At 64.8% G+C, this 25,857-nt stretch carries 18 protein-coding genes; 8 read left to right on the forward strand and 10 right to left on the reverse strand.

Annotation, left to right across the window (positions count from 1 at the left end):
* Window positions 1-151 precede the first annotated feature (151 nt).
* Window positions 152-2,851: a LuxR C-terminal-related transcriptional regulator gene (locus AC3QL2_RS23980; protein WP_493234943.1), complete on the reverse strand. Its 2,700-nt coding sequence runs from the start codon at window positions 2,849-2,851 to the stop codon at window positions 152-154.
* Between the two features lie 300 nt (window positions 2,852-3,151).
* Here AC3QL2_RS23980 and AC3QL2_RS23985 point away from each other — a divergent pair, with 300 nt between their 5' ends.
* The 6 genes from AC3QL2_RS23985 (at window position 3,152) to AC3QL2_RS24010 (ending at window position 9,299) form a co-directional block, all read left to right on the forward strand.
* Complete coding sequence (locus AC3QL2_RS23985) at window positions 3,152-4,189, forward strand: universal stress protein (protein WP_493234941.1); 1,038 nt, start codon at window positions 3,152-3,154, stop codon at window positions 4,187-4,189.
* Window positions 4,190-4,213: 24 nt separating this feature from the next.
* Entirely contained in the window at window positions 4,214-5,194 is a 981-nt protein-coding gene (locus tag AC3QL2_RS23990) for a quinone oxidoreductase family protein (RefSeq protein ID WP_493234940.1), read from the forward strand.
* A 50-nt stretch (window positions 5,195-5,244) separates the two neighbouring features.
* Window positions 5,245-6,162, forward strand: coding sequence for a TauD/TfdA dioxygenase family protein (locus AC3QL2_RS23995; RefSeq protein ID WP_493234938.1), 918 nt, complete (start codon window positions 5,245-5,247; stop codon window positions 6,160-6,162).
* A 65-nt stretch (window positions 6,163-6,227) separates the two neighbouring features.
* A complete protein-coding gene (locus AC3QL2_RS24000; protein ID WP_493234936.1) occupies window positions 6,228-7,283 on the forward strand; it encodes a beta-keto acid cleavage family enzyme in 1,056 nt (351 codons plus the stop codon).
* A gap of 111 nt (window positions 7,284-7,394) precedes the next feature.
* Window positions 7,395-8,702, forward strand: coding sequence for an MFS transporter (locus tag AC3QL2_RS24005; protein WP_493234934.1), 1,308 nt, complete (start codon window positions 7,395-7,397; stop codon window positions 8,700-8,702).
* Window positions 8,703-8,738: 36 nt separating this feature from the next.
* Window positions 8,739-9,299 carry an RBBP9/YdeN family alpha/beta hydrolase gene (locus AC3QL2_RS24010; RefSeq protein WP_493234932.1) on the forward strand — a complete coding sequence of 187 codons (561 nt, stop codon included), beginning with the start codon at window positions 8,739-8,741 and terminating at the stop codon, window positions 9,297-9,299.
* A 40-nt stretch (window positions 9,300-9,339) separates the two neighbouring features.
* Here the strand turns inward: AC3QL2_RS24010 and AC3QL2_RS24015 are convergent, their stop codons facing one another.
* The 3 genes from AC3QL2_RS24015 to AC3QL2_RS24025 form a co-directional block, all read right to left on the reverse strand.
* Window positions 9,340-9,624: a high-potential iron-sulfur protein gene (locus tag AC3QL2_RS24015; RefSeq protein ID WP_493234930.1), complete on the reverse strand. Its 285-nt coding sequence runs from the start codon at window positions 9,622-9,624 to the stop codon at window positions 9,340-9,342.
* 86 nt (window positions 9,625-9,710) lie between these two features.
* A complete protein-coding gene (locus AC3QL2_RS24020) occupies window positions 9,711-13,562 on the reverse strand; it encodes an EAL domain-containing protein (RefSeq protein WP_493234929.1) in 3,852 nt (1,283 codons plus the stop codon).
* A gap of 163 nt (window positions 13,563-13,725) precedes the next feature.
* On the reverse strand, window positions 13,726-14,364 hold the full coding sequence (locus tag AC3QL2_RS24025) for an SAM-dependent methyltransferase (RefSeq protein ID WP_493234927.1): 639 nt from the start codon (window positions 14,362-14,364) through the stop codon (window positions 13,726-13,728).
* Between the two features lie 219 nt (window positions 14,365-14,583).
* Here AC3QL2_RS24025 and AC3QL2_RS24030 point away from each other — a divergent pair, with 219 nt between their 5' ends.
* A complete protein-coding gene (locus AC3QL2_RS24030) occupies window positions 14,584-16,734 on the forward strand; it encodes a carboxy terminal-processing peptidase (RefSeq protein ID WP_493234926.1) in 2,151 nt (716 codons plus the stop codon).
* A gap of 131 nt (window positions 16,735-16,865) precedes the next feature.
* On the opposite strand, the gene AC3QL2_RS24035 is transcribed toward AC3QL2_RS24030, so the two are convergent.
* The 4 genes from AC3QL2_RS24035 to AC3QL2_RS24050 form a co-directional block, all read right to left on the reverse strand.
* Complete coding sequence (locus AC3QL2_RS24035) at window positions 16,866-17,141, reverse strand: HU family DNA-binding protein (RefSeq protein WP_079433745.1); 276 nt, start codon at window positions 17,139-17,141, stop codon at window positions 16,866-16,868.
* A gap of 179 nt (window positions 17,142-17,320) precedes the next feature.
* Window positions 17,321-18,697, reverse strand: coding sequence for a DNA repair protein RadA (gene radA / locus AC3QL2_RS24040; RefSeq protein WP_493234924.1), 1,377 nt, complete (start codon window positions 18,695-18,697; stop codon window positions 17,321-17,323).
* Window positions 18,697-19,782 (reverse strand): alanine racemase, encoded by a 1,086-nt coding sequence (alr, locus tag AC3QL2_RS24045; RefSeq protein WP_493234922.1) that lies wholly within the window; start codon window positions 19,780-19,782, stop codon window positions 18,697-18,699. The genes radA and alr overlap by 1 nt, the downstream gene beginning before the upstream one ends.
* 9 nt (window positions 19,783-19,791) lie before the next feature.
* Entirely contained in the window at window positions 19,792-20,706 is a 915-nt protein-coding gene (locus tag AC3QL2_RS24050) for a LysR family transcriptional regulator (RefSeq protein WP_493234920.1), read from the reverse strand.
* A gap of 129 nt (window positions 20,707-20,835) precedes the next feature.
* On the opposite strand from AC3QL2_RS24050, the gene lplT reads away from it, so the two are divergent.
* Window positions 20,836-22,098, forward strand: a complete 1,263-nt coding sequence (gene lplT / locus AC3QL2_RS24055) for a lysophospholipid transporter LplT (protein WP_493234919.1) — start codon at window positions 20,836-20,838, stop codon at window positions 22,096-22,098.
* Between the two features lie 57 nt (window positions 22,099-22,155).
* Here the strand turns inward: lplT and AC3QL2_RS24060 are convergent, their stop codons facing one another.
* Together AC3QL2_RS24060 and AC3QL2_RS24065 are read right to left on the reverse strand one after the other, a co-directional pair.
* Entirely contained in the window at window positions 22,156-22,794 is a 639-nt protein-coding gene (locus AC3QL2_RS24060; RefSeq protein WP_493234917.1) for a response regulator, read from the reverse strand.
* 279 nt (window positions 22,795-23,073) lie between these two features.
* Window positions 23,074-25,584, reverse strand: coding sequence for a TonB-dependent receptor (locus AC3QL2_RS24065; RefSeq protein WP_493234916.1), 2,511 nt, complete (start codon window positions 25,582-25,584; stop codon window positions 23,074-23,076).
* Window positions 25,585-25,857: the final 273 nt, after the last annotated feature.

The following is a 25,857-nucleotide window of genomic DNA, read 5'->3' on the forward strand; positions in this document are numbered from 1 at the left end:
CCTCCTGTGGATGCTGCTGATCCAGCAGCGCCTCTTATCTCGCAGCGGGTCGATCCGCTGCAGTGAGGCTCATTTTCCAGAGCTGGAGAAAGCGCACCCCCCCCACAAAGTTGGGGGTCGGGGGGGCACGGAGGGGGTGAGACGGAGGGGCTTACTCCACGCCTTCGAGGAGGCCCAGCACCTGGGCGCGGCGCACGACGTGGCGGCGGGTGCCGGCACCGAGCTTGCCGAAGAGGTTCTTGAGGTGCCACTTGACGGTGGCTTCGCCCACCGCCAGGGACTGGGCAATCTCCTTGTTGGAAAGATTGCGTGCCAGCAGTTCCAGGATCTCCCGCTCCTTCGGCGTCAGCACCATGCTCGGTACCGCCCGCGGGCCGCCGGCCTTGAGATCGGGTGCCGGCCTCACGGTGCGGGCAATCGGGACGGGGCGGTCAACGGCTGCGCCGTCATCGTCCTCCTCGGCAATGCGCCGGGCCCAGTCCGCCATGGCCGGGTGGGCATCGGCGAAGGTCCGCATCAGGCCGTAGGTCTGCGCCAGGCTGAGGGCTTCATGCAGCACCGGGCGACCTTCGCCGCCGTTACGGTCGAGGGCGAAGGCCCGCAAGGCCATGATCTCGATCCGTACCCTGCCCTGCTTGAGGGCTTCGGCCAGCGGCATCGCGCGGGTCAGCGCGTCCAGGGCTGCCGGCCAGTTCTGCTCGGCAATCGCCGCATGGGCGTGGGTCAGGAGCTGCGGCAGGCGGACCGCGCGCCACCACAGCTCGCCGGTGGGCAGCCCCTCCCCTTCGAGGATATGATCGACGCGCTCGACCAGCACGCGGCAGGTTTCCGAACGGAAGCGACCGGCATGCATGCGGGTCTGCTCCGCCAGCGCCGCCACGCACAGGCGCGGCAGATGACGTGCCATGCCCACCGAGTACAAGGCCTCGAGGAGATCCAGCGCGCGATGTTCGACGCCTTGTGCGGCGGCCAGCCGGGCCGCGGTGCGATAGCCGAACAACGCCGTCTCCGGCGTGCCGCCCCGTTCGAGCACGTCGAGCCGGTTGGCGAGCAAAGCCGACGCTTCGTCGAGGCGATCACGTTCATAGACTGCCGACGCCAGCAGCGAAGCGACCATGCAGGCCAGTGGATGGCGGCGGCCGAGATCGGCATCCAGGCGCGCCAGCGTCGGTCGCAAGGCTTCTTCGGCGAGCAGCATCTGCCCTTCCCAGAAATAACTCAGGCCGGTGGCAAATTCGCCCCAGCGCACCGCGTAGCCATGCGCCTTGCCGTGATCGCCCCGCGGGGCTGCCTGCTGGTAGCGGCGCGCGGCGACCGGGTCGCCCTGCACGATGGCCAGCACCGACTGGCGGTTGGCATGCATCTGCAACAGACGCGGCTCACGGACCGGCGGCGTGTCCCGCCAGGGGGAGAACAAGGCCGCGCACTGGTCCGGGTCATCGGCGTAATAGGCGGCACCGCTCAGGATCAGCGCGCATTCGTAACGCAGGGCCGCATCCACATCGGGCTGGGACAGGATGCGCTCGACCAGCACCTCGGCCTCCGCGTGGCGTTCGCTGACCGCCAGCACCCAGGCCGCGGCGAGGCGCAGCCGCGGCCGCTTGTCACGCTCCGCGTCCGGCACCAGTTCCAGCCACTCGAGCACCGTCCCGAGGTGCCCCTGCACTACCGCGTCGTAGAGGCATTGCTCGGCCAGGTCGTAGGCTTTTTCACGCTGCCCGGCTGACAGCGCGTGACGGGCAGCCTCTTCGATCATGCCGTGGCCGGCCAGCCAACCCATGGCCCGCTGGTGCAGAGCGGCCTGCTGGTCGACTGGCAATTCGCCGAGCCGGGCCCGCAGGCCGTCACGCGCCAGGGTATGCAGACGCGACCAGGCGCTGTTGTCGCCCACCACGAAGATCGGCGTATCCCGGCTGAGGCGCTGCAGGCGCTCTTCGGCGTCGTCTCCCACCAGGGCCCGGCACAGGTCGGGGTGCAGGAGATCCACCACCGCGATGCGGGTCAGGAAGTCCAGGTCTGCGGCAGCCAGATGGGACATCAAGGCATCCACCAGGCGGTGACGCTGGTCGCCGCTGCCGGAAGCCAACGCCTCGATTGCCGAGCGCGGATCCGTACTCCTCTCCATCGCGGCCAGAGCCAGCTGCAGCCCAAGGGGCCAGCCTTCGGTCGCCTCGTGCAGGCGCGCACAGGTGTCGGCATCCACCTTGGTACCAAAACGGTTGCCGACCAGCGACAGCGTTTCCTCCAGCCGGAAACGCAACATCTCGACGCCGACCACTTCGCAGTGCCCGTAGCTGCTCAGGTCCTCCACCTCCGCGTCGAAACCAGCCCGTGCCGCGATCACCACCCGCAGGTTGGCCGGCGCGTTGTGCAGCAGGTAGCTCAGCCCGTTACGCCGCGCCGGCGACAGGCGCTCCGCCTCGTCGATGATAAGCACCAGATCGAGGGACGACTGGGCGACCTCGGCCAGCCAGGCGGTGATGCCGTCCAGTTCGCCAAGGGAGACCTGCCCTCCCTCCATCAGCACGCGGCCGAACTGCGGCCGCGCACATCCGACCCGCACGGCAAGTACCAGGCTGTGCAGGAAGCGCAGCGGATCGTCCCGCCCGTCCACCGAAATCCACGCCACCGCCGCACCACGGGCCAGGCACTCGTGCCGCCATTGAGCCAGCAGGGAAGTCTTGCCGAAGCCCGGCGGGGCCTGCACGACGATCACCGGGCGCTCGCGGAAACGCTCGTCGTCCAGGCTAAGGCGCGAACGGACCAACAGGTTGCGGGGCGTGCGTGGCGGTGTCGTACGCAGCACGAGTTCGGAATAGGCGGTGCCGGATTCGGCAATGGCAGCGGTCATGGAGCAAGCCCGGTCAGTGGCGGACGATGCGCGTCCGCCGTGGCAGCAAGGGTCGCGTGTCGCTGAGGCGACATCTTGTTATGCGGGCCCCCTCCGCGTAGGGAGGGACGTGTCCCGGAATGTGGCATCAAATACGTGGCGTCAAATATATCCGCAAAGTCCGCTCCCTCCTCCACCCCCCTCCTTTGCGAGGGGGGTGACGACACAGGCAAGCGCCTAGGATGAGTCCCATGCAATCGCCGAAGAGCTTCCCGCCCACGGGACGGACCTCTCCGGCACCCTGACCTAGGAGTCGTAGCCATGTACCGTCACCTGCTCGTTCCCCTCGATGACACGGATCTCTCCATCGAAACCGTCGGCCGGGCGGTGGAGTTCGCACGCACGCTGGGGGCCCGGATCACCTTCTTCCACGCCCAGGCCGACTACAGCGCCGCCCTTAGCGGCGACGCCGAAGTGGTGCGCCTCACCTCGCCGGCCGACTACAGCTACGCCTACGAAGGCCGGGCCCGCGAGCTACTGACCAAGGCCGAATCGGCGGCCCGGGCTTGCGGCGTGCCCTGCGCATCCCTCAGCACCATGGATGACACGCCCTACCGGGCGATCCTCGCCGCGGCGCGCAGCGCCAATTGCGACCTGGTCTTCATGGCTTCCCACGGCCGGCGCAGCCAGCTCGGCATGATGCTCGGCTCCCAGACGCTGAAGGTCGTCACCCACTCTGAGATCCCGGTGCTCGTGTCGGCCACCGCCGAGCCCTCGCGGGCCGTCCAGGCCATCGGCATCATCCGCGACGAGCACCGCTCAATGGCCGCCGTGCTGCACGCCTGGCTGCATTTGCTGAAAAGCGCACGCCGGCAGGGGACGCAGCCCGACCAGGCCGTCATGCAGGCCATCGTCCGCTACATCCGCGATTTTCCGCAGGGATTGCATCACCCGAAAGAGCAGGACTACCTGTTCCGCAAGCTGCGGGAGCGCACGGTCTCCACCAATGCCGAACTGGACGAACTCGAGCGGCAGCACGTGCGCGACCACCAGCTTTTCAACGCGCTGGCCCATCTGGTGGAGGAATACGCCCACGGCGCCGCCACCCTCGATGACGTGGAGCAGGCCGTCGGCAACTACGCCCGCTTCATGTGGGAGCACATGGGGCGTGAGGAGGGCGTGATCCTGCCCGCCGCGCAACGCTTCCTGAAAGACGAGGACTGGGGCGAGATCAACGCGGCCTTCTCCGGCAACAACGACCCGCGCCTTGGCGGCGACACGGATGCGGAATACAAGCGCCTTTTCTCGCGCATCGTGAATCTGGCGCATTCCCCAGCCGAAGAAACCCCGGAACACTGAACAAGACAGACAAAGGAGAACACCTTGGACCATGCAATCCGCTTCCATGAGACCGGCAGCCCGGAAGTACTGCGCTGGGAAGAAGTCCACGTCGGCGAACCCGGACCGGGCGAAGTCCGCCTGCGCCACGAGGCCGTCGGCCTGAACTTTGCCGATACTTATTTCCGTAACGGCACCTACCCGATGCCGCTGCCGGCCGGCATGGGCGTCGAGGCGGCCGGTGTGGTGGAGGCCATCGGCGACGGCGTGAGCAGCGTGGCCGTCGGCGACCGCGTCACCTACACCGGCTTCCTGAACACCCTCGGCGCCTACAGCACCCGCCGGCTGATCGCCGCCGCACCACTGATCAAGCTGCCGGACGGCATCTCCTGCCAGACCGCCGCAGCGATGACCATGCGCGGCCTGACCTCGGCCTATCTGATGCGGCGTATCCACGCCTTCAAGGAAGGCGACAGCATCCTGCTGCACGCGGCTGCCGGCGGGGTCGGCCTGATCGTCTCCCAGTGGGCGCGCCTGCTCGGCCTGCGCGTCATCGGCACGGTGTCCACCGAAGAGAAGGCCGAGGTCGCCCGCGCCCATGGCTGCACCGACGTCATCAACTACAGCTACGAGGACGTGGCAAAACGGGTGCGCGAGCTGACCGACGGCGTCGGCGTGAACGTGGTGTTCGACAGCGTCGGCAAGAGCACCTTCATGGCCTCGCTGGACTCCCTCAAGCGGCGCGGCCTGATGGTCTGCGTCGGCACCGCCTCCGGCACGATTCCGCCCTTCGACCCGCAACTGCTGGCGATGAAGGGCTCGCTCTACCTCACCCGCCCGGCCCTCGCCGATTACATCGCCGATCCGCAGGAGAAGGCCGAGCTGGCCGGCGAGATCTTCGGCCACGTGGCCGCCGGCCGCATCCGCATCGAGATCAACCAGCGCTACGCCCTCGAGGATGCCGTCCAGGCCCACCGGGATCTGGAAGCGCGCAAGACCACCGGCTCGTCGATCTTCGTCGTCTGACACCGCCAACGCATTCACCACGACAAGCCATAAAAAAAGGAGACAGCACCATGAATCAGGCCGTACAGGGCAAGCCCGGCGCCCCCGCCATCGTGCGGGCCGGTGTCCTGAATACCTCGGTGAAGTTCGAACCGCTCACCGCCAGCATCGGCGCCGAACTGCTCAACGTAAACCTGGGCGACGCCGCGCGGGACAAGGCGCTGGCGGACGAGATCCACGCCCTGCTGCTCGAGTACAAGGTCCTGTTCCTGCGCGACCAGGACATCACGCGCCAGGAACACGTCGCCTTCGCATCGCGCTTCGGTCAGCTGGAAGATCATCCGATGGCCCCCAGCCATCCGGACGCACCGGGCCTCGTGCAGATCTACAAGACACCGGACCATCCGATGGACCGCTACGAGAACGCCTGGCACTGCGACGGCACCTGGCGCGAGACGCCGGCCATGGGCTGCGTGCTGCGCTGCGTCGAGTGCCCGCCCTTCGGTGGCGACACCATGTGGGCCAACATGGTCCTCGCCTACGAGAAGCTGCCGGACGACATCAAGGCACAGATCGCCGAGCTGCGCGCCAGCCACAGCTTCAACGCCTCCTTCGCGGCGGCGATGCCTCTCGAGAAGCGCCTGGAGATGAAGGCCATGTACCCCGATGCCGAGCACCCGGTGGTACGCACGCACCCGGAAACCGGCGAAAAGGTGCTGTTCGTCAATGCCTTCACCACCCACTTCGTCAATTTCCACAACAAGACCCGCGTGCGCTACGGGCAGGACTACAACCAGGCCGGCGGCGACCTGCTGCAGTACCTGATCAGCCAGGCCTACATCCCGGAATACCAGGTGCGGTGGCGCTGGAAACCCAACAGCGTGGCGATCTGGGACAACCGCTCCACCCAGCACTACGCAGTCATGGATTACGCGCCCTGCCATCGCAAGATGGAACGCGCCGCCATCATCGGCGACCGGCCCTTCTGAAGGCTGGCGCCCCGCTCTCCCTCCCTCCCCGACCTTCATCCAATAACGCTTACTGGAGACATCAAATGAACTTCCTCGACGGCGCCCTGTTCCCCGAGAACATGCAGAAACTCGTCATCACCTGCGCCCCCTACGGGCCCGAGTGGATGCCCCAAGACTTCCCGGAAGACATCCCGGTGACGATGGACCAGCAGATCCAGAAAGCCGTGGACTGCTACAACGCCGGCGCCACCGTGCTGCACCTGCACGTGCGCGAACTGGACGGCAAGGGCTCCAAGCGCCTGTCCAAGTTCAACGAGCTGATCGCCGGTATTCGCGCCCGTGTGCCCGACATGATCATCCAGGTCGGCGGCTCCATCTCCTTCGCGCCGGAAGGCGAAGGCGAAGCCGCCAAGTGGCTGTCCGACGACACCCGCCACATGCTCGCCGAGCTGACTCCGACGCCGGATCAGGTGACCATCGCCATCAACACCAACCAGATGAACGTGGTCGAGCAGATGTGCGAGGCCGACATCCGCGGCACCACGCTGGCCGACCCGGCGATGTACCACGCCTACCGCGAGATGACGATTCCCGCCGGCCCCCAGTGGGTCGAGGAGCACATCCGCCGCCTGTCCTCCAAGGGCATTCAGACCCACTTCCAGTTGGCCAACATCTCCCAGCTGGAGACCGTCGAGCGCATGATGCGGCGTGGCGTCTGCAACGTGCCGCTGATCCTGACCTGGGTGGCCATCGGTGGCGGCTTCGACCAGCCGAACATCTACAACCTGGCCAACTTCGTGCGCGCCTGCCCGGACGGCTCGGTGCTGACCCTCGAAAGCTCCATGCTCAACGTGCTGCCGCTCAACATGATGGCCATCGCCATGGGCCTGCACGTGCGTTGCGGCATCGAGGACAACATCTGGACCCAGCGCCGCGACCGCAAGATGGGTACCGTCGAGCAGATCGAGCAACTGGTGCGCATCTCCAACGAATTCGGCCGTGACGTGGCCAACGCAAAGGAGGCCCGCGAGATCTACCGCATCGGTACCTTCTACGAAGGCGCGGATGCGACCCTCGCCGCCAACGGCTTCGCACCGAACCGCAAGCCCGGCCAGGTCGGCTTCACGCAGCACGCCTGATCACGGCACGCAACCGTCGCGGGGACGCTCCGGCGTCCCCGCCGGCAAGACAGCATCAGAACGATCGCCACGCGCCCGGCGTAGTGGCGGCGATTGCGAGAGGAGACAATCTTGGCCATCCATACCATCGACAGCGCCAGCTTCGACGATGCCGTCGAGCCGAGCGTTTCGCGGCGATACGCCTGGGTCGTGTTCGCACTGACCTTCGGCCTCCTGCTTTCCGATTACATGTCGCGGCAGGTCCTCAATGCCGTCTTCCCCCTCCTCAAGGCGGAATGGGGCCTGTCCGACACCCAGCTGGGCTCCCTCAGCAGCATCGTCGCGCTGCTGGTCGGCCTGCTCACCTTTCCCCTCTCCGTGGTCGCCGACCGCTGGGGGCGTGTGCGTAGCGTGACCTTGATGGCCGCGCTGTGGAGCATCGCCACGCTGGCCTGCGCCCTCGCCGAGAACTACGGCGAGATGTTCATCGCGCGCTTCTGTGTCGGGGTTGGCGAAGCGGCGTATGGCAGCGTCGGCATCGCGCTGATCCTCAGCATCTTTCCGCCCCACCTGCGCTCCACACTGACCGGCGCTTTCATGGCCGGCGGGGCCTTCGGCTCCGTGCTGGGCATGGCCACCGGCGGCTTCATCGCCTCGCGCCTCGGCTGGCGCTGGGCCTTCGGCGCGATGGCCCTGTTCGGCGCGGCGCTGGTGGTGCTGTATTTCCTGACCGTCACCGACAAACGGGTTGGCAGCGTCCGGCCGGCCAGCCGCGAAGCGGGCGGCACGCCCCGCGGTCTGCGGCCGCTGCTGGCCGGCCTGTTCTCGTCCCGCTCGGTGATCTGCGCCTACGTGGGCAGCGGGCTGCAGCTGATCGTCATGTCGTCGGTGATGGCGTGGATGCCGAGCTATCTCAACCGCTACTACGCCATGCCGCCCGACCGGGCCGGCCTGACCTCGGCGCTCTTCGTGCTGATCGGTGCCGTCGGCATGGTGGCCTGCGGGATGATGACGGACGCCGTCAGCCGCCGGGTCGCCCCCCGCAAGTGGTGGATGGCGATCATCTACAGCGTGAGCACCTGCGTGCTGCTCGGCGGAGCCTTCCATCTGCCCGTCGGCTCCGCCCAACTGGTCGCCATCGGCCTAGGCATGTTCGTCGCGGCCGGCACGTCCGGTCCGGCCGGTGCAATGGTGGCCAATCTCACGCCGACCGCCATCCATGCCACCGCCTTTGCGACGCTGACGCTGGCCAACAACCTGCTCGGCCTGGCGCCCGGCCCCTTCGTAACCGGCTTTCTTGCCGACCGCTTTGGCCTCCAGTTCGCACTGCAGGTGATCCCCTTCATCCCGCTGCTCGCCGCGCTGGCCTTCGTCGTCGGGCGCCGCAGCTACGCGGGCGACCTGGCACGCCTGGGCAAGCACCCGAACGGCGCCGCCTGATCTTTCCAACCGATTGACCCAGCCCTGCACATAGTCATGAACGATCAAACCCCCACCATCGTCATCGTCCCAGGCCTTCGCGACCACGTAGTCGACCACTGGCAGACCCTGCTCGCCGCCCGCCTGCCCAAGGTACGCACGGTACCGCCACTGGAAAAAGACAAGCTGAGCCTCGCGGCCAGAGTGGACGCACTGGAAGAAACCCTGACCAGTGTCGACGGCCCGGTGATCCTGGTGGCCCACAGCGGCGGCGTGCTGATCGTCGCCCACTGGGCGAAATCCCCCCGCCGCCTCATCCAGGGCGCGCTGCTGGCCACACCGCCGGATTTCGACACGCCCCTCCCGACCGGCTATCCAACCCAGGAGGCGCTACGCGACAACGGCTGGTTCCCGGTACCACGTACCCCGCTGCCTTTTCCCAGCATCGTCGCGGCGAGCACCAACGATCCCCTCGGTGGCATCGACCGTGTCGAAGCCCTCTCCAGGGACTGGGGCAGCCGCTTCGTCGATATCGGTGCGGTCGGGCACCTGAATCCGGCTTCCGGTTTCGGTGACTGGCCACAGGCGGACGAATTCATCGCGGCGCTCTGCCGCTGAGTCAGCCAGCTGAGAATCTACCCACCTGGCCCCATATCACCTACATCGTGTTCCACAGCGTGCAGTAGCCATTCGGCGAGATCTCATCGTCGCCAGGGATGAGCTTGCAGCGGCCCGGCGCCGCGGCGGAACTGCCGGGGAGGAACTCCAGACACGACGTACAGTTCTTGCCGTCTACCGGACTGTCCTGATATTTGTACTGCGCCCGGAGCGCCTGATTGGTGGCCGCCCTGGCTTCGCCGCCAATCAATAGCGCCAGCGGAATGACGGCGGCGCTGGCGGTACTCAGTTGCAGAAAACGGCGGCGCGGATTGCTCATGCTCATGATGGTCGGTATCCCTGTCGTGTTGGAGTGTCGCCTCATTATTGTGCAGGCCGGATGCATTATGCGCAGCGTCATTGGACGGGCAACTACGGTGCCGCCGAAAGCTGGTTCGCCAGCAGCGCTTCGAAATCCGCCGCCGGCAAAGGCCTGGAGAACAGATAGCCCTGCATTTCGTCGCAGTAGCAGGCCCGGAGGTAATCACGCTGCACGACGGTTTCAATCCCCTCGGCCACGACCTTCAGCTTCATGCGGTGGGCCAGGTCCACGATGGAGACGGCAATCAGGCCCGACTCGGGGTCCGTCGTGATGTCACGGACGAAGGACTGGTCGATCTTCAGCGCGTCGATAGGGAAGCGACTCAGGTAACCGAAGCTCGAATAGCCCGTCCCGAAGTCGTCCAGGGACAGATCGACGCCGAGCCCTTTCAGTGCATGCAGGATCTCTATGGTCTGCAGCGGATCGTCCATCAGCATGCTCTCGGTCAGTTCGAGTTCAATGCTGCCTGCCGAAACACCGCGGAGAGCCAGCGCATCGCCGACGATGTCCGGCAGCTTTCCGGAGCGGAACTGGCGGGCCGAGACATTGACGGCCACCCGCCCCCAAGCACCGAAGCGCGCCTCCCAGGCCTGCTGTTGCCGGCAGGCTTCATCGATGACCCAGGTTCCGATGGCGACGATGAGCTCGGTCGTCTCGGCCAGCGGAATGAAGCTGCCCGGCCCTTCCACCCGGTCGCCCCGCTGCCAGCGAATGAGCGCCTCCGCGCCGGTGATCCGCCCGGTCTGGAGGTCGATCTTGGGCTGGTAATACAGCCTGAACTCCTTGCGCCCCACAGCCCTGCGCAACGCCGCATCCAGTTCCAGCCGGGCAATGGCATCGGCGTTCATGGCGGCGGTATAGAAGCAGAAGCGGTTGCGCCCCTGGGCCTTCGCCTGATGCAGCGCCGTATCGGCATCCCGCAGCAGTTCGTTCGCGGTCTGACCGTTGTCCGGGAACATGCTGATCCCGACGCTGGCGGCGATGTACAGCTCCGTCTCGCCACCGAAGCGGAATGGCGTCTCCAGCGCGGACAGGATGAACTGGGCGGCTTCCGCTGCGGTGTCGGGGCTCGTCACCGATTCGAGGATCAGCAGGAACTCGTCGCCGCCCAGGCGACCGAGGGTATCTTCGCTGCGTACCCGAGTGCGCAGGCGTCGGGATGTTTCCAGCAGCAGCAGGTCGCCCGCCCGGTGGCCGAGGCTATCGTTGACGGTCTGGAAGTGATCGAGGTTGATGAACAGGACAGCAACCCGGTTGCTGTTGCGGCGCGCATGATCCAGCGCATGCTCCAGCCGTGACTGCAGCAGCAGGCGATTGGGCAGTTCCGTCAGCGGATCGTAGTGGGCCAGATGCGCGAGTTGCTCCTCGCTGCGCCGGACCTGGCTGATGTCGGTCAGCAGCGCCACGTAATTGGCGGTCTGCCGATGCTCGTCGAGGACCCGCGACACTGTCATCCAGCAGGGATAAAGCTCGCCGTTCTTGCGCCGGTTCCAGAGTTCGCCCTGCCACTGCCCGCTCTGCTCAAGGCTCGACCACATTGCCTGGAAGAACTCCGGCCCGTGACGGCCCGAGCGGAGCAGGCTGGGATTCCGGCCGAGTACTTCTGCCTCGTCATAACCCGTGATGTCGATGAAAGCCCGATTCACCGCCACCAGCGCACCTGCAGCATTGGTGATCATCACCCCTTCGCGGGCGCTTTCGAACACGCTTGCCGCCTGGCGCAACCTTGCTTCCCGTTCAACCAGAGCGGCCTCCGTGGCCTTGCGCGCGGCAATATCCTCGATGACGGCAATGAAGTACTCGGCTTCGCCAGCGGTATCGCGAACCAGCGCGACGGTCAGATGGACCCAGACCTGCCGCCCGTCCTTGCGGATGTAGCGCTTCTCGATATCGTAGTTGTTTATCTCCCCGGCCAGCACGCGCCGTACCAGCGCCTCGTCCCCGTCCAGGTCATCGGGATGGGTGATGCGCTGGAAATTCAACTGCAACAACTCGTCCCGCGGGTAGGCCACGATATCGCAGAGCTTCTGATTGACCCGCAACCACTGGCCGTCGGGTGCCACGTGGGCGATACCGACAGCCGCCTGTTCGAAAGTCGCCCTGAAACGCTCCTCCAGACTGCGCACCCTGAGGCCGACCCGCTGGCGCTCGCTGATCAGGCCCGCGACCCGGGCCAGCAGCTCACTCGTGGAGAACGGCTTGTGGATGTAATCCTGGACCCCGTGCTGCAGCAATTTGCTGCGCAACGCGTCATCGGCCTTGGCGGTCAGCATCACGATCGGCGTGTCGTCGAACTGCGGATAGCGCCGGATGGCCTCCACCATCCGATCACCGCTCATGCAGGGCATCATCACGTCGGACAGGATCAGCGCGGGGAGCAGATCCAGGGCCATGTCCAGCCCGGCCTTGCCGTCGAAGGCGCTGGCAATTCGGTAGTGTTCCCGCAGGGAGCCGACGATGAAGGCATGCATGTCCGGGTTGTCTTCGACGACGAGGATCATGGGTGCCGTAGCTGCGGCGTCCGGAATGTCTGCCGACAGAACACCCTGGGTACGCTCGTCGACATAGGCAGCAACCAGGTCCGAGACATCCGGCCCTTGCGGCACGACCATCACCCCTGAAGGTGCAGACAGCGGAAGCCGCACCGAGAACAGGGCTCCACCCTGGGGCGCGCGGCTCACCTCTATGCTCCCACCGTGCAGCAGGACGAACTCCTTCGAGATCGCAAGGCCGAGACCGGAGCCGCCTTTATGTTGCCCCGAGCTGTCTCCAATTTGCCGATAGCGTTCAAAGACCTGCAGGCGCATGGGCTCCGGCACGCCCGGACCGCTATCGGCAACCTCGATCACCGGCCAACCGTCCTGCACCGTCAGGCTGACCATGATGGTTCCCCCATTCGATGTGAACTTGAAGGCGTTCGACAGCAGGTTCAGCAAGACCCTTTCGCACTTCTCCACATCGGCTTCCACCTCGAGTTCCCGAAGTGTCTCGACCCGGTAGATGACGTGACGATCGGCCGCCACCGTATCGAAATGAGATGCCACCACGCGGACAAGTCCAGCCAGGTCGAAGCGCACATACCGCAGCACCATGCGGCCGGCGTCGAGCCTCGCGATATCGAGCAGATTGTCCACCTGTCGATGCAGCAGGCGTGCATTACGCAGCGCAACGCCGAGCCTGTTCCGCTCGTCGTCATGGAGGCGGGGAGATTCCAGCAGGTTGGTCAGCGGCCCAAGAATGAGCGTCAGCGGTGTGCGCAATTCGTGGCTGACGTTGGAAAAGAACTGGGTCTTCAGTTCGTCGAGTTCCAGCGTCTTCTGATAAAGCCGGTCGAGCTCCTCGTTTGCGCTCTTCAACTGCGCACTGGCTTCGGCCACCTCACGTGAGCGCGCGAAAATCTCTGTCTCCATGCGCAGGGCCTGCTGACGCAGGTTGTCATTGAGCCGGCTCCCCTCAACGCCCTGCTGCTTGAGGAGGACGAACTCGGTGACATCCTCGACCCGATGGATGATGTAGGCGAGCAGCCCATCATCACCCGCTACCGGAGTGTTCAGCGGACTCCAGTAGCGCGCCTCAAACCCGCCCCCCTCCTCCGCCGGGCGCCGGATATCGTATTTCTGCACCGGCATGGCATCCGCAACACCAGTCTGCAGCACCCGCTGCAGGGATGCCCTGAGATTGCGCACCCCTTCGGCTGCGGGGTCGTCGGGATTGTCGGGGAAGACATCGAACATATGCCTGCCAAGGATGTCGTCCCGGCGTGTCTTCGTTGCCCGAGCATAGGCTTCATTGACCGCGACGATCTTCAGAGTCCGGTCGAGCACCAGATAGAGGCCAGGCGCAGCATGGAACAGGCGCCGGAAATCGGGCTCGTTCGTCGCGACGTTCTCGCCAGCATCCATGACTTACCCCTGCTCGCGTCGCACCAAGGCAAAGCGGCCGTATGACCCGTTAGCGGCCGATCAGGCTCCACGTTTATCGTTCATGAATCAACCTGAATACTAAACCCGTTTCGCTTAGGGTATTTCACGACTTCATAGTGAAATACCCATCCTGGGTTGTTGCTCAGCCTGCTGCGGGAGGCTTGCGAGCGATCAGGCCTATCAGCGCTGAGCGCCCTTTGTGCCCGCTGCCTTCGGTGATCTCCTCTTCATATTCGACGAGCTCCTCGATTTCCCAGCCGCTGAAGGCCTCCCGCAGGACTTCTTCGGTGTAGAGGTTTTCCACCGCCGAAGGACCTCCCGTACCGTATTCGAGCTGCTTCGGTGTATAGCCCTGGAGCAGGATCCGCCCGCCGGGCCGGGTCATCTGTTTCATGACCTCGAATTGCCGCTCCCGCCACTCGGGACCGACGAACTGGATGAAGATGCCGACGACCCAGTCGAAGTGCGCCTGGAATTCAGCCGGTGACCACGCCGGCGCCAGCATGTCGGCCTGCAGGAAGCGTACATCCAGCTTTTTGCCCGCGGCCAGGCGGCGGGCCTTTTCAACAGCGACAGCGGAGATCTCGATGGCCGTCACGTCCAGCCCCTGCTCGGCCAGCCACACCGAGTTCCGCCCCTCCCCGTCGGCAACCGACAGCGCACGGCTGCCATCCTGCAGGCGCTCTGCCCGCCGGGCCAGAAAGCGGTTGGGTTCGGTGCCGAACAGATAATCTTCGCCGGCGTCCTGATAACGCTTGCTCCAGAAGCTTTCCTGATTCATTGGACTGTCCTCCAGGGAAATGAGTGGCTTCATCGTTAAGGGCCTCGGTGCATACCCATTCGAAGTGAGTGCGTGGCGTCGCAGAAGTTCACGCGACACAGATTCTCGCCAAAATTGGCTTAACTTTACGAACATCTTCCGCTTTCTCCTGTCGACGGAGCTTATGGAAGCATGTAGCTTTGTCCCCTTTCGCAACACCCGCATTCCTGGAGTAATACAGTGAAAATCCGCCTGATCCGGTCCCTGCTGGCCCTCGCCTTCGCCACGCCAGTCCTGCTTTCGGCACCGGCGACAGCCCTGGAGGCCCCGGCTGCGCAGCGCCTTGTCCCGACCACCGAGCAGGCCCAGACCGCGTATCTGAGCGCCCAGTTGCTCGGGCGCTATCACTACAAGGCGCAGCCCCTCGACGATGCGCTGTCCGAAAAGATCTTCAATCGCTATCTGAAATCCCTGGATCCCGAGCGCCTGTATTTCACCCAAGCTGACATCGACTCCTTCTCCGATGCGCGAAACCTGCTCGACGACGCGATCCAGCGTGGCAACCTGGCCATCCCCTTCGCAATCTTCCAGCGCTACGAACAACGCTCCGCCGAGCGCCTGAAGAAGGCTCGCGAGCTGCTTAACCAGAACTTCGATTTCAGCGTCAACGAAAGCTACCCCTACATGCGCGACAAGGCGCCCTGGCCAAAGGACGAAGCCGAGGTGCAGGACCTGTGGCGCAAGCGGGTCAAGAACGACTGGCTGCGCCTCAAGCTGGCCGGCAAGGACGACAAGTCGATCCGCGAAACCCTCATCAAGCGTTACGACAACTATCTGGCCCGCGCGTCGAAGAACAAGAGCGACGACGTGTTCCAGATCTTCATGAACGCCTTCGCGATGTCCATCGAGCCCCATACCAATTACCTGGGGCGCAGCGCATCGGACGATTTCGACATCTCCATGCGCCTGTCACTGGTGGGGATCGGCGCGGTGCTGCAGGAGCGGGACGACTACATCACGATCCGCGAGCTGGTGCCCGGCGGCCCAGCGGCCCGCTCCGGCAAGCTCGCCGTCGGCGACCGCATCGTGGGTGTTGGCCAGGCGGAGAGTGCGCCGGCGGATGTGGTCGGGTCGCGGGTCGATGAAGTGGTCAAGCTGATCCGCGGCACCAAGGACACCAAGGTCACGCTGGACATCCTGCCTGCCGACGCCGGTCCTGACGGCAAGCACAAGCTGGTTTCGCTGGTGCGGGACAAGATCAAGCTGGAGGAGCAGGCGGCAAAGAAGAGCGTGATCAAGTCCGGCGAGGGCGCCAACGCCCGCCGCATCGGCGTCATCACGCTGCCGACCTTCTATGAGGACTTCGAAGGCCGCCGCAAGGGCGACAAGGACTACCGCAGCGCCAGCCGCGACGTCACCCGCCTGATAGAGGAGCTCAAGAAAGACAAGGTGGACGGCCTGCTGATCGACCTGCGCAACAACGGCGGCGGCTCGCTGCATGAGGCGGTGGAGCTCACCGGCTTGTTCATCGACAAGGGGCCGGTCGTGCAGCAGCGCCGCACGGACGGCAAGATCGGCGTCGAGAGCGACGAGAATGCCGGTACGGCCTGGGACGGCCCGATGGCCGTGCTGATCAACCGGGCGTCGGCGTCAGCCTCCGAGATCTTCGCCGCCGCACTGCAGGACTACGGCCGCGCGCCGATCATCGGCGAACCGAGCTTCGGCAAGGGAACGGTGCAGACGCTGGTCAACCTCGACGAGATCGCCAAGAACAGCAAGCCGAAGTTCGGTGAGCTGAAGATGACCGTCGCCCAGTTCTTCCGCATCAACGGTGGAACGACGCAGCTCAAGGGCGTGACGCCAGACATCCGCTTCCCGTCCGCTTCCGACACGGAGAACTACGGTGAGTCGAGCTACGACAACGCCCTGCCCTGGGTGCAGATCGACGCCGCCAGCTTCAAGCCGGCGGGCAACCTGAAGGACGTGATCCCGGCGCTGCAGACCCGCTATCAGGCACGTACCGCCGCCGACAAGGATTTCCAGAGCCTGCTGGACGATATCGCCGACGTCCGCCGGCAGCGGGAAAGCAAGTCGATCTCGCTCAACGAAGCCGAGCGCCGCAAGGAGAAGGATGTTCGGGAGAACCGCCTCAAGCAGCGCGAAAAAGGCGATCTGAAGGGCAAGCTGGCCGCACTGCGGGACGACGGCCTGCAGTCCGGCGAACGCAGTCTGGCGGCCGATCTGGCGGCCGAGAAAGCGCGCAAGGACGTCAAGGACCTGCTGCTCGACGAGGCGGCACGCATCGTCGCCGACGAAGTCGACCTGCTCTCCGGCAGCGCTCAGGTTGCCATGCGCAACCGCAGCGGCGCTTCGCCCATCGTGACCCGCTGATCACGCATCCGTCCATTGAAAAACACCACCCACGGGTGGTGTTTTTTTACGCCCCTGAAACGCAAAGTGGCGGCTCCACCGGAGTCGCCACTTGGGTACTGCCTTGCGTGCCCGGGCACGCGACGGACGGCTTACTTGTTGACCGCGTCCTTCAGCTTGGAGCCAGCAGAGAACTTCGGCTGCTTGGAAGCAGCGATCTGGATCTCCGCGCCGGTCTGGGGGTTGCGGCCCACGCGGGCGGCGCGCTCGCCAACGGCGAAGGTGCCGAAACCGACGAGGGTCACGCTCTCACCCTTGGCCAGGGTTTCGGTGATGATTTCGGTGAGGCTGTCCACAGCGCGGCCGGCGTCGGCTTTGGTGAGACCACTCTTGCCAGCCAGTGCATCGATCAGTTCAGTCTTGTTCATAGCTCGTCTTTTGTAGTGAAAGAAATGGGTGGATACAGGAGCTGCAACAGGTGACGCTTCGCGCCTGCAGCGCTCTACACACCCGCGGGCGGTAGCTTACCCTGCTCTTTTCCGCCTGTGGCACGAATCTCAAGGTTTTACGCGCTTTTCAGCAGATTTCGGGGCCTGCAAACGGGCCGTCAGGTGTCTGCGAGCTCCTTCAGGCGCTCAAGGGCCTCGTCGATGCGGTCCACGGCGATCACCTGCATGCCAGGGATGTCCTGCTTCGGCGCGTTGGCCTTGGGCACCAGCGCCATCGTGAAGCCGAGCTTGGCCGACTCCTTCAGGCGCTCCTGACCCCGTGGCGCCGGGCGGATTTCACCGGCCAGGCCCACTTCGCCGAACACCACCAGCTGCGCCGGCAGCGGCCGGTTGGTCAGCGAGGAGACGATTGCCAGCAGCACCGCCAGGTCCGCCGCAGGCTCGGTGATCTTGACGCCGCCGACCGCATTGACGAACACATCCTGGTCGAAGCACACCACGCCGGCGTGACGATGGAGCACGGCCAGCAGCATAGCCAGCCGGTTCTGCTCCAGACCGACAGACAGGCGCCGCGGGCTGGGGCTGTGGGCGCTGTCCACCAGAGCCTGGATCTCCACCAGCAGCGGCCGTGTACCCTCTTGCGTGACCAGCACGCAGGAGCCCGACACCTGCTGCCCGTGCTGGGACAGGAAGATCGCCGACGGGTTGGACACCCCTTTCAGCCCCTTCTCGGTCATCGCGAATACGCCCAGCTCATTCACCGCGCCGAAGCGGTTCTTGAAGGCACGCACCAGGCGGAAGCTGGAGTGGGTGTCACCTTCGAAATACAGCACGGTATCGACGATGTGCTCGAGCACGCGCGGCCCGGCCAGCGTGCCGTCCTTGGTCACGTGGCCGACCATGATCAGCGTGCCGCCGCCCTGCTTGGCGAAACGGGTCAGCTGGGCCGCGCATTCGCGCACCTGCGCGACGGAGCCGGGAGCCGAGCCCAGGGTTTCCGAGTAGATGGTCTGGATCGAGTCGATCACCGCCACATCGGGCTTGACGTCCCGCAGGCTTCCCAGGATGCGTTCGAGATTGATTTCCGGCAGCAGCTGCAGCCCGCGCGCGTCGAGTTGCAACCGGGCGGCCCGCAGCGCCACCTGCTCGGCAGACTCCTCGCCGCTCACATACAGCGCCCGCAGGTGGCCCGACAACAGGGCCAAAGCCTGCAGCAACAAGGTGGACTTGCCGATGCCGGGGTCGCCGCCGATCAGCACGACACCACCGGGCACCAGGCCGCCGCCGAGCACACGGTCGAACTCCTCGATGCCGGTCGGGACCCGCGCCGATTCCTTCGGCTGGATGTCGGCCAGCGTCTGCAGCCGGCCGGAATCCCCGGCCAGCGCGGCGAAGCGCTTGGCGACCGGCGCCTCCGGCTCGACGACGGATTCGACCAGCGTGTTCCACGCACTGCAATGCGGGCATTGCCCCTGCCAGCGCGGGGACTTGCCGCCGCACTCGGTGCACACGTGCACCGTCTTGACCTTGGCCATCAGCGATCCAGGCCCTTCACCTGCACCGGCACGCGCGGCGCCAATGCACAGAACAACTCGTAGCTGATCGTTCCGGCGGCCGTGGCCACCTCGTCCGCCGCCAGGCCTTCGCCCCACAGGGTGACCGGCGTGCCGACGCCGGCCTCCTCTAGATGGGTCAGGTCGCAGGCCAGCATGTCCATCGACACGCGGCCGAGCACGCGGGTCCGCCGCCCGCCGACCAGGATCGGTGTGCCGGTCGGAGCATGGCGCGGATAGCCGTCAGCGTATCCGCAAGCGACGGTGCCGATACGCATCAGCCCATCCGCCGTGAAGGTGCCGCCGTAGCCGACCTTGTCCCGGGCCTGGATGTTCTGCGTACTGATGATCTCGCTGCTCAGCGTCATCACCGGACGCAGGCCGATGGCCTCGGCGGTCTGCAGGTCCGGCATCGGCGAACCGCCATACAGGATGATGCCCGGGCGGGTGATCTGCCCAGCGGCCTCGGGAAACCGCAGCAGCGCAGCCGAATTGGCCAGGCTGACCGGCAGGTCGAGGCCGCCGGTCAGGGCGCGGAACACGCCGAGTTGGGCGGTAATCCCCACCTCGTCATCAGCGCGGGCAAAGTGGGTCATCGGCGTGATGGAGCGGATGCACGACAAGGCCTGCAGCCGGGCCAGCGCCGCAGCGAAGTTGTCGGCGGTGAAACCGAGGCGGTTCATGCCGGAATTGATCTTCAGCAGCACGTCGATGGGCGCATCCAGGCTGGCCCGCTCCAGCATCTTGAGCTGGGCCTCGCAGTGGATCGCCGGGGTCAGCCCAAGCGCCACCACGTCGGCCAGATCCGCCGGCTCGAAAAACCCCTCCAGCAGCGCGATCGGCTGCTTCAGCCCCGCCTCCCTCAGCTTGCGTGCCTCTTCAATATCCAGCAAGGCGAACCCATTGGCAATGTCGCCGAAGGCGGCAAGCGCGTTGGCCAGTCCGTGCCCGTAGGCGTTGGCCTTGATGACAGCAAACGCCTTGGCGTTACCGGAGCGGTTCTTTGCGAGCTGATAGTTGTGACGCAAGGCCTCAAGGTTGATCGAGGCACGTATCGGACGGGGCATGGTGGTTTTTCAGTTGTTTCTTGACGATGCGAGGCGGCCGATCTCCTCGGTGACGAAATCGGCAAAGGTATTGACCAGGCGGGAGCGGAACTTGTCCTTCAGCAGGATCACCTCCAGTGGCGTGTGCAGGCGGGGTTCGAGCGGAATGCCAACCAACCGCCCGGCCTTCACTGCGCTCTGGATCGCCGCCTTGGACGCGATGGCAACGCCAAAGCCCTGGGCAACCAGATGCTTGACTGACGAAAGGCTGCCGAGTTCTGCCGCAACATTGAGATCCTCATAGGGAATCCCGGCCGATGCGAAGAACTGGTCCACCAGATCCCTTATTGCATTGCCCGGCTCGCGGTGGATCAGCGGATGCGGGGCGATCTGCTCGGCACGCACACTGAGTTCCCGCGCCAGCATGTGATCCGGCGCGACGATCAGCTGCAGTTCGTCCTGCCCGGCACCGCGCCGATCGAGCGTCGATTGCTCGGTGACGATCTCGATGAGGCCCACGTCGAGGTTGCGGTCCATCACGCGGGATTCGATGAGCTGGGAATTACCCACCGACACCCTCGGGATCACCCGCGGATAGCGCCGCTTGAAGCCTTCAAGCAGAAAAGGCAGCCAGTAACCAGCGATGGTCGTGCTGGTGCCCAGATGGAGCACCCCCGATAGTTCGTCGGTCAGTTCGGACACGCGTGACTCCAGCTCCTCGGTGAGACCGAGGATCCGCTCTGCGTAGGCCATCACCAGCTCGCCCGCGGCGGTCAGGAGCACCCGGCCATGCCCGCGGTCGAACAGGCGTGTATTGAACTGCTCTTCCAGCTGCTTGATCTGGAAGGTGACGGCCGGTTGCGTCATGAACAGCGCTTCTGCAGCGCGTGTGAAAGATCCGTGGCGGGCAACCGCGTGGAACACTTGAAGTCGACGATCAGCCATGGCTCATAAATCCGGTTTATGTACACCCTATTGGATCACAACATTGATCCAGTCGCCAGAAGAGGTCACAACCTTCGTGGTATAAAGCGCGGTCCAAAAAATAAATCACCGCGCTCTCGTATCCCAGCGATGCCTTTCGGTTTCTACATGATCATGGCGGCGCAGTTCTTCTCTGCGCTGGCCGACAATGCCTTGTTGATCGCCTCGATCTACGTACTTCGGGAGATGCAAGCCCCGCAGGAATACGAGCCGCTCCTCAAGCTTTTCTTCACGCTGTCCTACGTGCTCCTGGCCGCCTTCGTTGGCGCCTTTGCCGACTCCATGCCCAAGTGGCGGGTGATGCTGATCAGCAACACCATCAAGATACTCGGCTGCGCGTCAATGTTCTTCGGCCTGCATCCGCTGGCGGCGTACGCCATCGTCGGCCTGGGCGCGGCGGCTTATTCGCCGGCCAAGTACGGGATTCTCACCGAGTACCTGCCGCACAGGCTGCTGGTGGTCGCCAACGGCTGGATCGAAGGGCTCACGGTCGGTGCGATCATTCTTGGCACCCTGGTGGGTGGCATGCTGATCAAGCCGGCCATTTCCCAGACGCTGTTGGGCCTTGATCTGCCTTATGTGGACACCGGCATCGACACCGTCCCCGAAATGGCGTTGACCATCGTCGGCCTGCTCTACCTGACCGCCGCGCTGTTCAACCTCAAGGTGCCCGACACCGGCGTGGACCACAAGGTCCTTCGCAAGAATCCCGTCTATCTGCTGCACGACTTCAATCACTGCCTGAAGCTGCTGTGGCGCGACAAGCTGGGGCAGATCTCCCTGGCCACCACGACGCTGTTCTGGGGCGCCGGCGCCACGCTGCAGTTCATCGTGATCAAGTGGGCGGAACAGGCGCTGCACCTCGATCTGTCACGGGCATCGATGCTGCAGGGCGTCGTGGCCGTCGGCGTGGCGATCGGCGCCGTGATGGCGGCCAAGATGATCACGATGAAGGCCTCGGTACGCGTGATCCCGCTCGGCATCATCATGGGCATCATCGTCAATGTGATGATCTTTGTGACCGACATGAACCTGGCCATGGCGCTGATGGTCCTGATCGGCGCGCTGTCCGGCTTCTTCGTGGTGCCGATGAACGCCCTTCTGCAGCATCGCGGTCACATCCTGATGGGCGCGGGTCACTCCATCGCCGTGCAGAACTTCAACGAGAACCTCTCCATCCTGGTGATGACCGGGCTGTATGCCTTCCTGATCCGCTCCGGCTTCTCGATCAGCACGGTAGTCGTGGCTTTCGGCCTGTTCGTGGCGGGAACCATGTACCTCGTAAAGCTCCGCCACGAAGCCAACCAGCGCGAGTTCGATTCCGTCGCCAGCCTGGAAGACATCCACCACTGATGTCGCAGCGGGACGGCGGCCTCGCCCTTCCGCTGGCCTCTCCTCCCTCTTTCCGCTTTATTCCGTATCGCCGAGCAGCCTGTGGGCCTCGGCGTGCCGGTACATGTCGAGCGCAGTGTTCAGCCCGGTTTTCTGGCGGATGGCGGTCTGGTAATTGGCCACCGTCTTGATGCTCAGGAAGAGCCGGACCGCAATCTCCTCCACCGTACGTCCGGCAGCCAGCAACCTGAAGATCTCGAACTCCCGCGGCGACAGGGCCAGATGTGGGGCGTGCCGAGCATCCGACAACAGCGCCTCGGCGATTTCCGGCGCCAGCGCCTGCTCTCCACGCGAAACCCGCCGCACCGCCTCGATGAGCGCATCCGGCTCGCTGCTCTTGGTCAGGTAGCCGTCCGCGCCAGCACGCAGGGCCTGGCCGACCATCGAGGCGCTATCGTGCATCGAGAAGATCAGCACCCTGAGCCCGGGCTGGCGTACCTTGACCCGTGCCAGCGTCTCCAGGCCGCCGCGGCCGGGCATCGACAGATCGAGGACCAGCACGTCGGCCGAGTGGTCGGCGAACCATTGACAGACGGAATCCGCATCGCCGAAATCGGCGACGACCTCCATGTCGGTCTCAAGCTCCAGCAGACGCCGGTAGCCGGTTCGGACGACAGAATGATCGTCCGCGAGCACCACGCGCAGGCGTGCGCTCATGGTGTTTCCGGCGCGCTGGGCCGGACGATGGGGGCAATTGCGTTGAAGGTCATGCGATGAAAACTCAGCCGGGTTTGCAATGCAGCAGCCGCGGCGGTCAGACGAGCGCACTTCCGACGGCGGCATGAATCGGCCGAATCCTGCCAGCTTTTGGGGAGTTCGTGGAAGCGTGGTTTCGCGTGCCAGCCCCTGGGCCGCCATACAAGGACACACCCTCCGCCACGGCAAAGCGGCAGACGAGCCGTTTCACGACCCATCTGCCGCACGCGAGGCTGGCGATTACAGGCTGTAGCGGATACCGACCCACAGGGTGCGCGGTGCACCGGGAGCCAGGAAGGTGGAGCTCACCAGCGGGTACTCGCCGCCCACCGCCGGGAAGGGCCGCGCCACGATACCGCCAGTGCTCGAGAAACCCGTGGCACCGAGTTGGGCCGCAGTGCTGTATTCCCGGTCGAACAGGTTGTTGATCTGCCCGAACAGCTGCACCTTGCGATTGACCTTGTAGTTCGCGGTCAGATTGGTGACCGTGTAGCCGCTGGACTTGCCGCTGCCCAGGTAATAGACGCCATCCAGCTGGTGCTGATTGTTCTCGTTGCCCCGCGCGTAGGAGCCCGACACCCCGATCAGGTCCAGCCCTAGCGACAGCGCCTCGCCAAATTCGTAATCGGCCGACGCCTTGACCATGTGCTTCGGAATCAGCGGGATGCGGTCGCCCGGCTTGATGTCCACCGTGCCTTCAAGGCCCGGGCCGGCGCTGTTGGTGCTGTTGCCGGCGGCGCCGACGGTCTCGGCAGTGCGGTAGGTGGCGTCCAGATAAGTGTAGTTGAGGGCCAGGCTGAGCGGCCCGATGCGGGTGCTGCCGCCGGCTTCCACACCCTGCCGACGGGTCTGGCCAAAATTCTTGAAGTAGCCGTAACCCGCCTGCTGGTCGGCGACGAACAGGATGTCATCGTGGTTGTCGGAGCGGAACAGGCCGACATTCCAGCGGCTGGCCGAACCGATCCGGCCGCGCATGCCCACGTCCCAGGTCTTGGTCACGACCTGCTTGAGCGGCGGATCGCCCGCCATCGCATTCGGGAGCTTGCAGGGGTTGTCCGGGTTGGCACAGCCCAACTCGATCGCCGTGGGCGTGCGGCTGCCCTCGCTGTAGCCGGCATAGGCGTTCCACGCGCGGGACGGCGCGAAACTCAACCCCACCGCGGGATTGAAGCGGTCGAAGACGTGATTGCCATCCAGCGAGTCGGCACCACCGCCGGGATTGAGATTGTCCCGGTTCTTCACCGTCGTCCGGTTGTAGCGGCCGGAAAGCGTCGCATGCCAGTAGTCGTTGATGGACAGGGTGTCGGTGGCGAACAGGCTCCACGTGCGGGTGTGGCCGTTCAGGCTCACGCGGGAGTCGAAGGCATCCTCGGAGTTTTGCGTACCATCGGCAAAGGCATTGACCGGCGTGATCGTGCGATCCGGGTTCACGTATCCAAACTGGGCGCCCTGCTGGAAGCTCACATTGCTCTGATCGTAGCCGGCTCCGGCGATGAACAGATTGCGGCGCCCCAGCAGATCGGATGAGAAGGAAGCCTGGCCCGAGACGCCAAGGTTTTCCTGATCGCTGCGGGTCCGGTTGATGAGCCCAGTGCACTTCTCGTTGGGCTCTTCGTTGGCCAGCGCGTTGGCGATGCAGCGCCAGGACGGGAACGGCGTGTTGCTGGCGTTGGCGCCGCTGGTGGGAAAACCGGAGTAGCCGGCGGCCGCCAGCGTGGCGCGTTCCGATGCGCTGGGCTGGTAGATCGATTGATCCAGCGAACCCTCGTTGATGTCACCGTTGTAAGTGGACGTATTGATCTTGCGGTAATACACATTGCCGGAGACTAGCGTCGTGTCGTCCAGACTGTGCTTGCCGGTCAGGTTCAAGAACAGGGAGCGGTTCTTGGTGATGTCCGGCTGGGTATAAACGCTGCTGTAGTCCTGGTCGAGGAAACGGGTCTCCTGCAGGCCGTTGCCGGTGAGGCGGTTATCGGCGTAGGACACGGTCAGGTCCAGGTCGCTGGTGGCGCTCTGCCAGCCGAACTTGCCGAAGGCCTGGCGCACGTCGGACGGTGAATTGGTACGCCAGCCGTTCTCGTGGAACTGGTTCGCTGTGACATACCACTCCAGCCCCTTGTCGTTGAAACCACCGTGTTCGAACTCGACGGAGCGACGGCCGTAGGAGCCCGCCGTCACCTGCACCGACGTACCGGGATGGGTGCGCCCTTCCTTGGTCTGGATGGCCAGCGCACCGCCCAGGGTATTCAGGCCGAACAACGGGTTGGAGCCCGGCATCATGTTCATCGAGGCAATCGCCGCCTTCGGGATCAGATCCCAGCTGACCACATCCCCGAAAGGCTGGTTGATGCGCACACCATCAACGTAAACCGACAGCCCCTGCGGCGTTCCGAGCAGCGGCGACGCAGTGTAGCCCCGGTAGTTCACATCCACCTGGAAGGGATTGCCCTGCACCTCATTGACATGCACGCCGCTGAGCTGGCGGTTCATGAACTGGGATACATCGAGGGCGCGCCGCTTCTCGATGTCCTTGTCGGTGGCGGTCTGCACCGGCGCCGCGATCTTCTCCAACGAGAGCTCCAACCCGGGGAGCGGCGTCTGGCCGACCACCACGACGGTCGGGGCGATGGTGTCGTCGTCGGCCTGCGCGCTGGCAGCGAATGTGGCCAGGACGGCGAGTGCCAGCGGGTGCAGGCGGTGATGGCGAAGCACGGAAGCGGATAGGGCTGGCTGACGACGGACGTGTTGCATGATGAGGCTTGTCTCCCTTTTTATGATTGGGCGCAGGTTACGCAAGGGTCCGCCTGTGCGCCATGGGAAAAATTCCCGATGGCGCGGGAAAAGACAGCAAAGACCGCATGGATAAAGCGTTGACGATGGAATTTGGTGTCCATATAATAGGAATCGTTCGCATTTGCATTTCGGGGTTTTGAGTCGAGCGATTTCGCCGATCGTCTGAAGTGCATCGATGCGTCAAATCTCAGCCAGCCAGCTACCTGCCCCAGGGCATGTCGCAAGCCAGCC

This window comes from Zoogloea sp. GW822-FHT05C07 (assembly GCF_058800215.1).

Excerpts from the sequence above, each read along its gene's own strand:
- AC3QL2_RS23995 (WP_493234938.1), top strand. The coding sequence starts at position 5,245 with ATGAATCAGGCCGTACAGGGCAAGCCCGGCGCCCCCGCCATCGTGCGG.
- radA (WP_493234924.1), bottom strand. The coding sequence starts at position 18,697 with ATGGCCAAGGTCAAGACGGTGCACGTGTGCACCGAGTGCGGCGGCAAG.
- AC3QL2_RS24060 (WP_493234917.1), bottom strand. The coding sequence starts at position 22,794 with ATGAGCGCACGCCTGCGCGTGGTGCTCGCGGACGATCATTCTGTCGTC.
- AC3QL2_RS24000 (WP_493234936.1), top strand. The coding sequence starts at position 6,228 with ATGAACTTCCTCGACGGCGCCCTGTTCCCCGAGAACATGCAGAAACTC.
- AC3QL2_RS24025 (WP_493234927.1), bottom strand. The coding sequence starts at position 14,364 with ATGAATCAGGAAAGCTTCTGGAGCAAGCGTTATCAGGACGCCGGCGAA.
- AC3QL2_RS24050 (WP_493234920.1), bottom strand. The coding sequence starts at position 20,706 with ATGGCTGATCGTCGACTTCAAGTGTTCCACGCGGTTGCCCGCCACGGA.
- AC3QL2_RS24035 (WP_079433745.1), bottom strand. The coding sequence starts at position 17,141 with ATGAACAAGACTGAACTGATCGATGCACTGGCTGGCAAGAGTGGTCTC.
- AC3QL2_RS24015 (WP_493234930.1), bottom strand. The coding sequence starts at position 9,624 with ATGAGCATGAGCAATCCGCGCCGCCGTTTTCTGCAACTGAGTACCGCC.
- lplT (WP_493234919.1), top strand. The coding sequence starts at position 20,836 with ATGCCTTTCGGTTTCTACATGATCATGGCGGCGCAGTTCTTCTCTGCG.
- AC3QL2_RS24010 (WP_493234932.1), top strand. The coding sequence starts at position 8,739 with ATGAACGATCAAACCCCCACCATCGTCATCGTCCCAGGCCTTCGCGAC.
- alr (WP_493234922.1), bottom strand. The coding sequence starts at position 19,782 with ATGCCCCGTCCGATACGTGCCTCGATCAACCTTGAGGCCTTGCGTCAC.
- AC3QL2_RS24065 (WP_493234916.1), bottom strand. The coding sequence starts at position 25,584 with ATGCAACACGTCCGTCGTCAGCCAGCCCTATCCGCTTCCGTGCTTCGC.
- AC3QL2_RS23980 (WP_493234943.1), bottom strand. The coding sequence starts at position 2,851 with ATGACCGCTGCCATTGCCGAATCCGGCACCGCCTATTCCGAACTCGTG.
- AC3QL2_RS24020 (WP_493234929.1), bottom strand. The coding sequence starts at position 13,562 with ATGGATGCTGGCGAGAACGTCGCGACGAACGAGCCCGATTTCCGGCGC.
- AC3QL2_RS23985 (WP_493234941.1), top strand. The coding sequence starts at position 3,152 with ATGTACCGTCACCTGCTCGTTCCCCTCGATGACACGGATCTCTCCATC.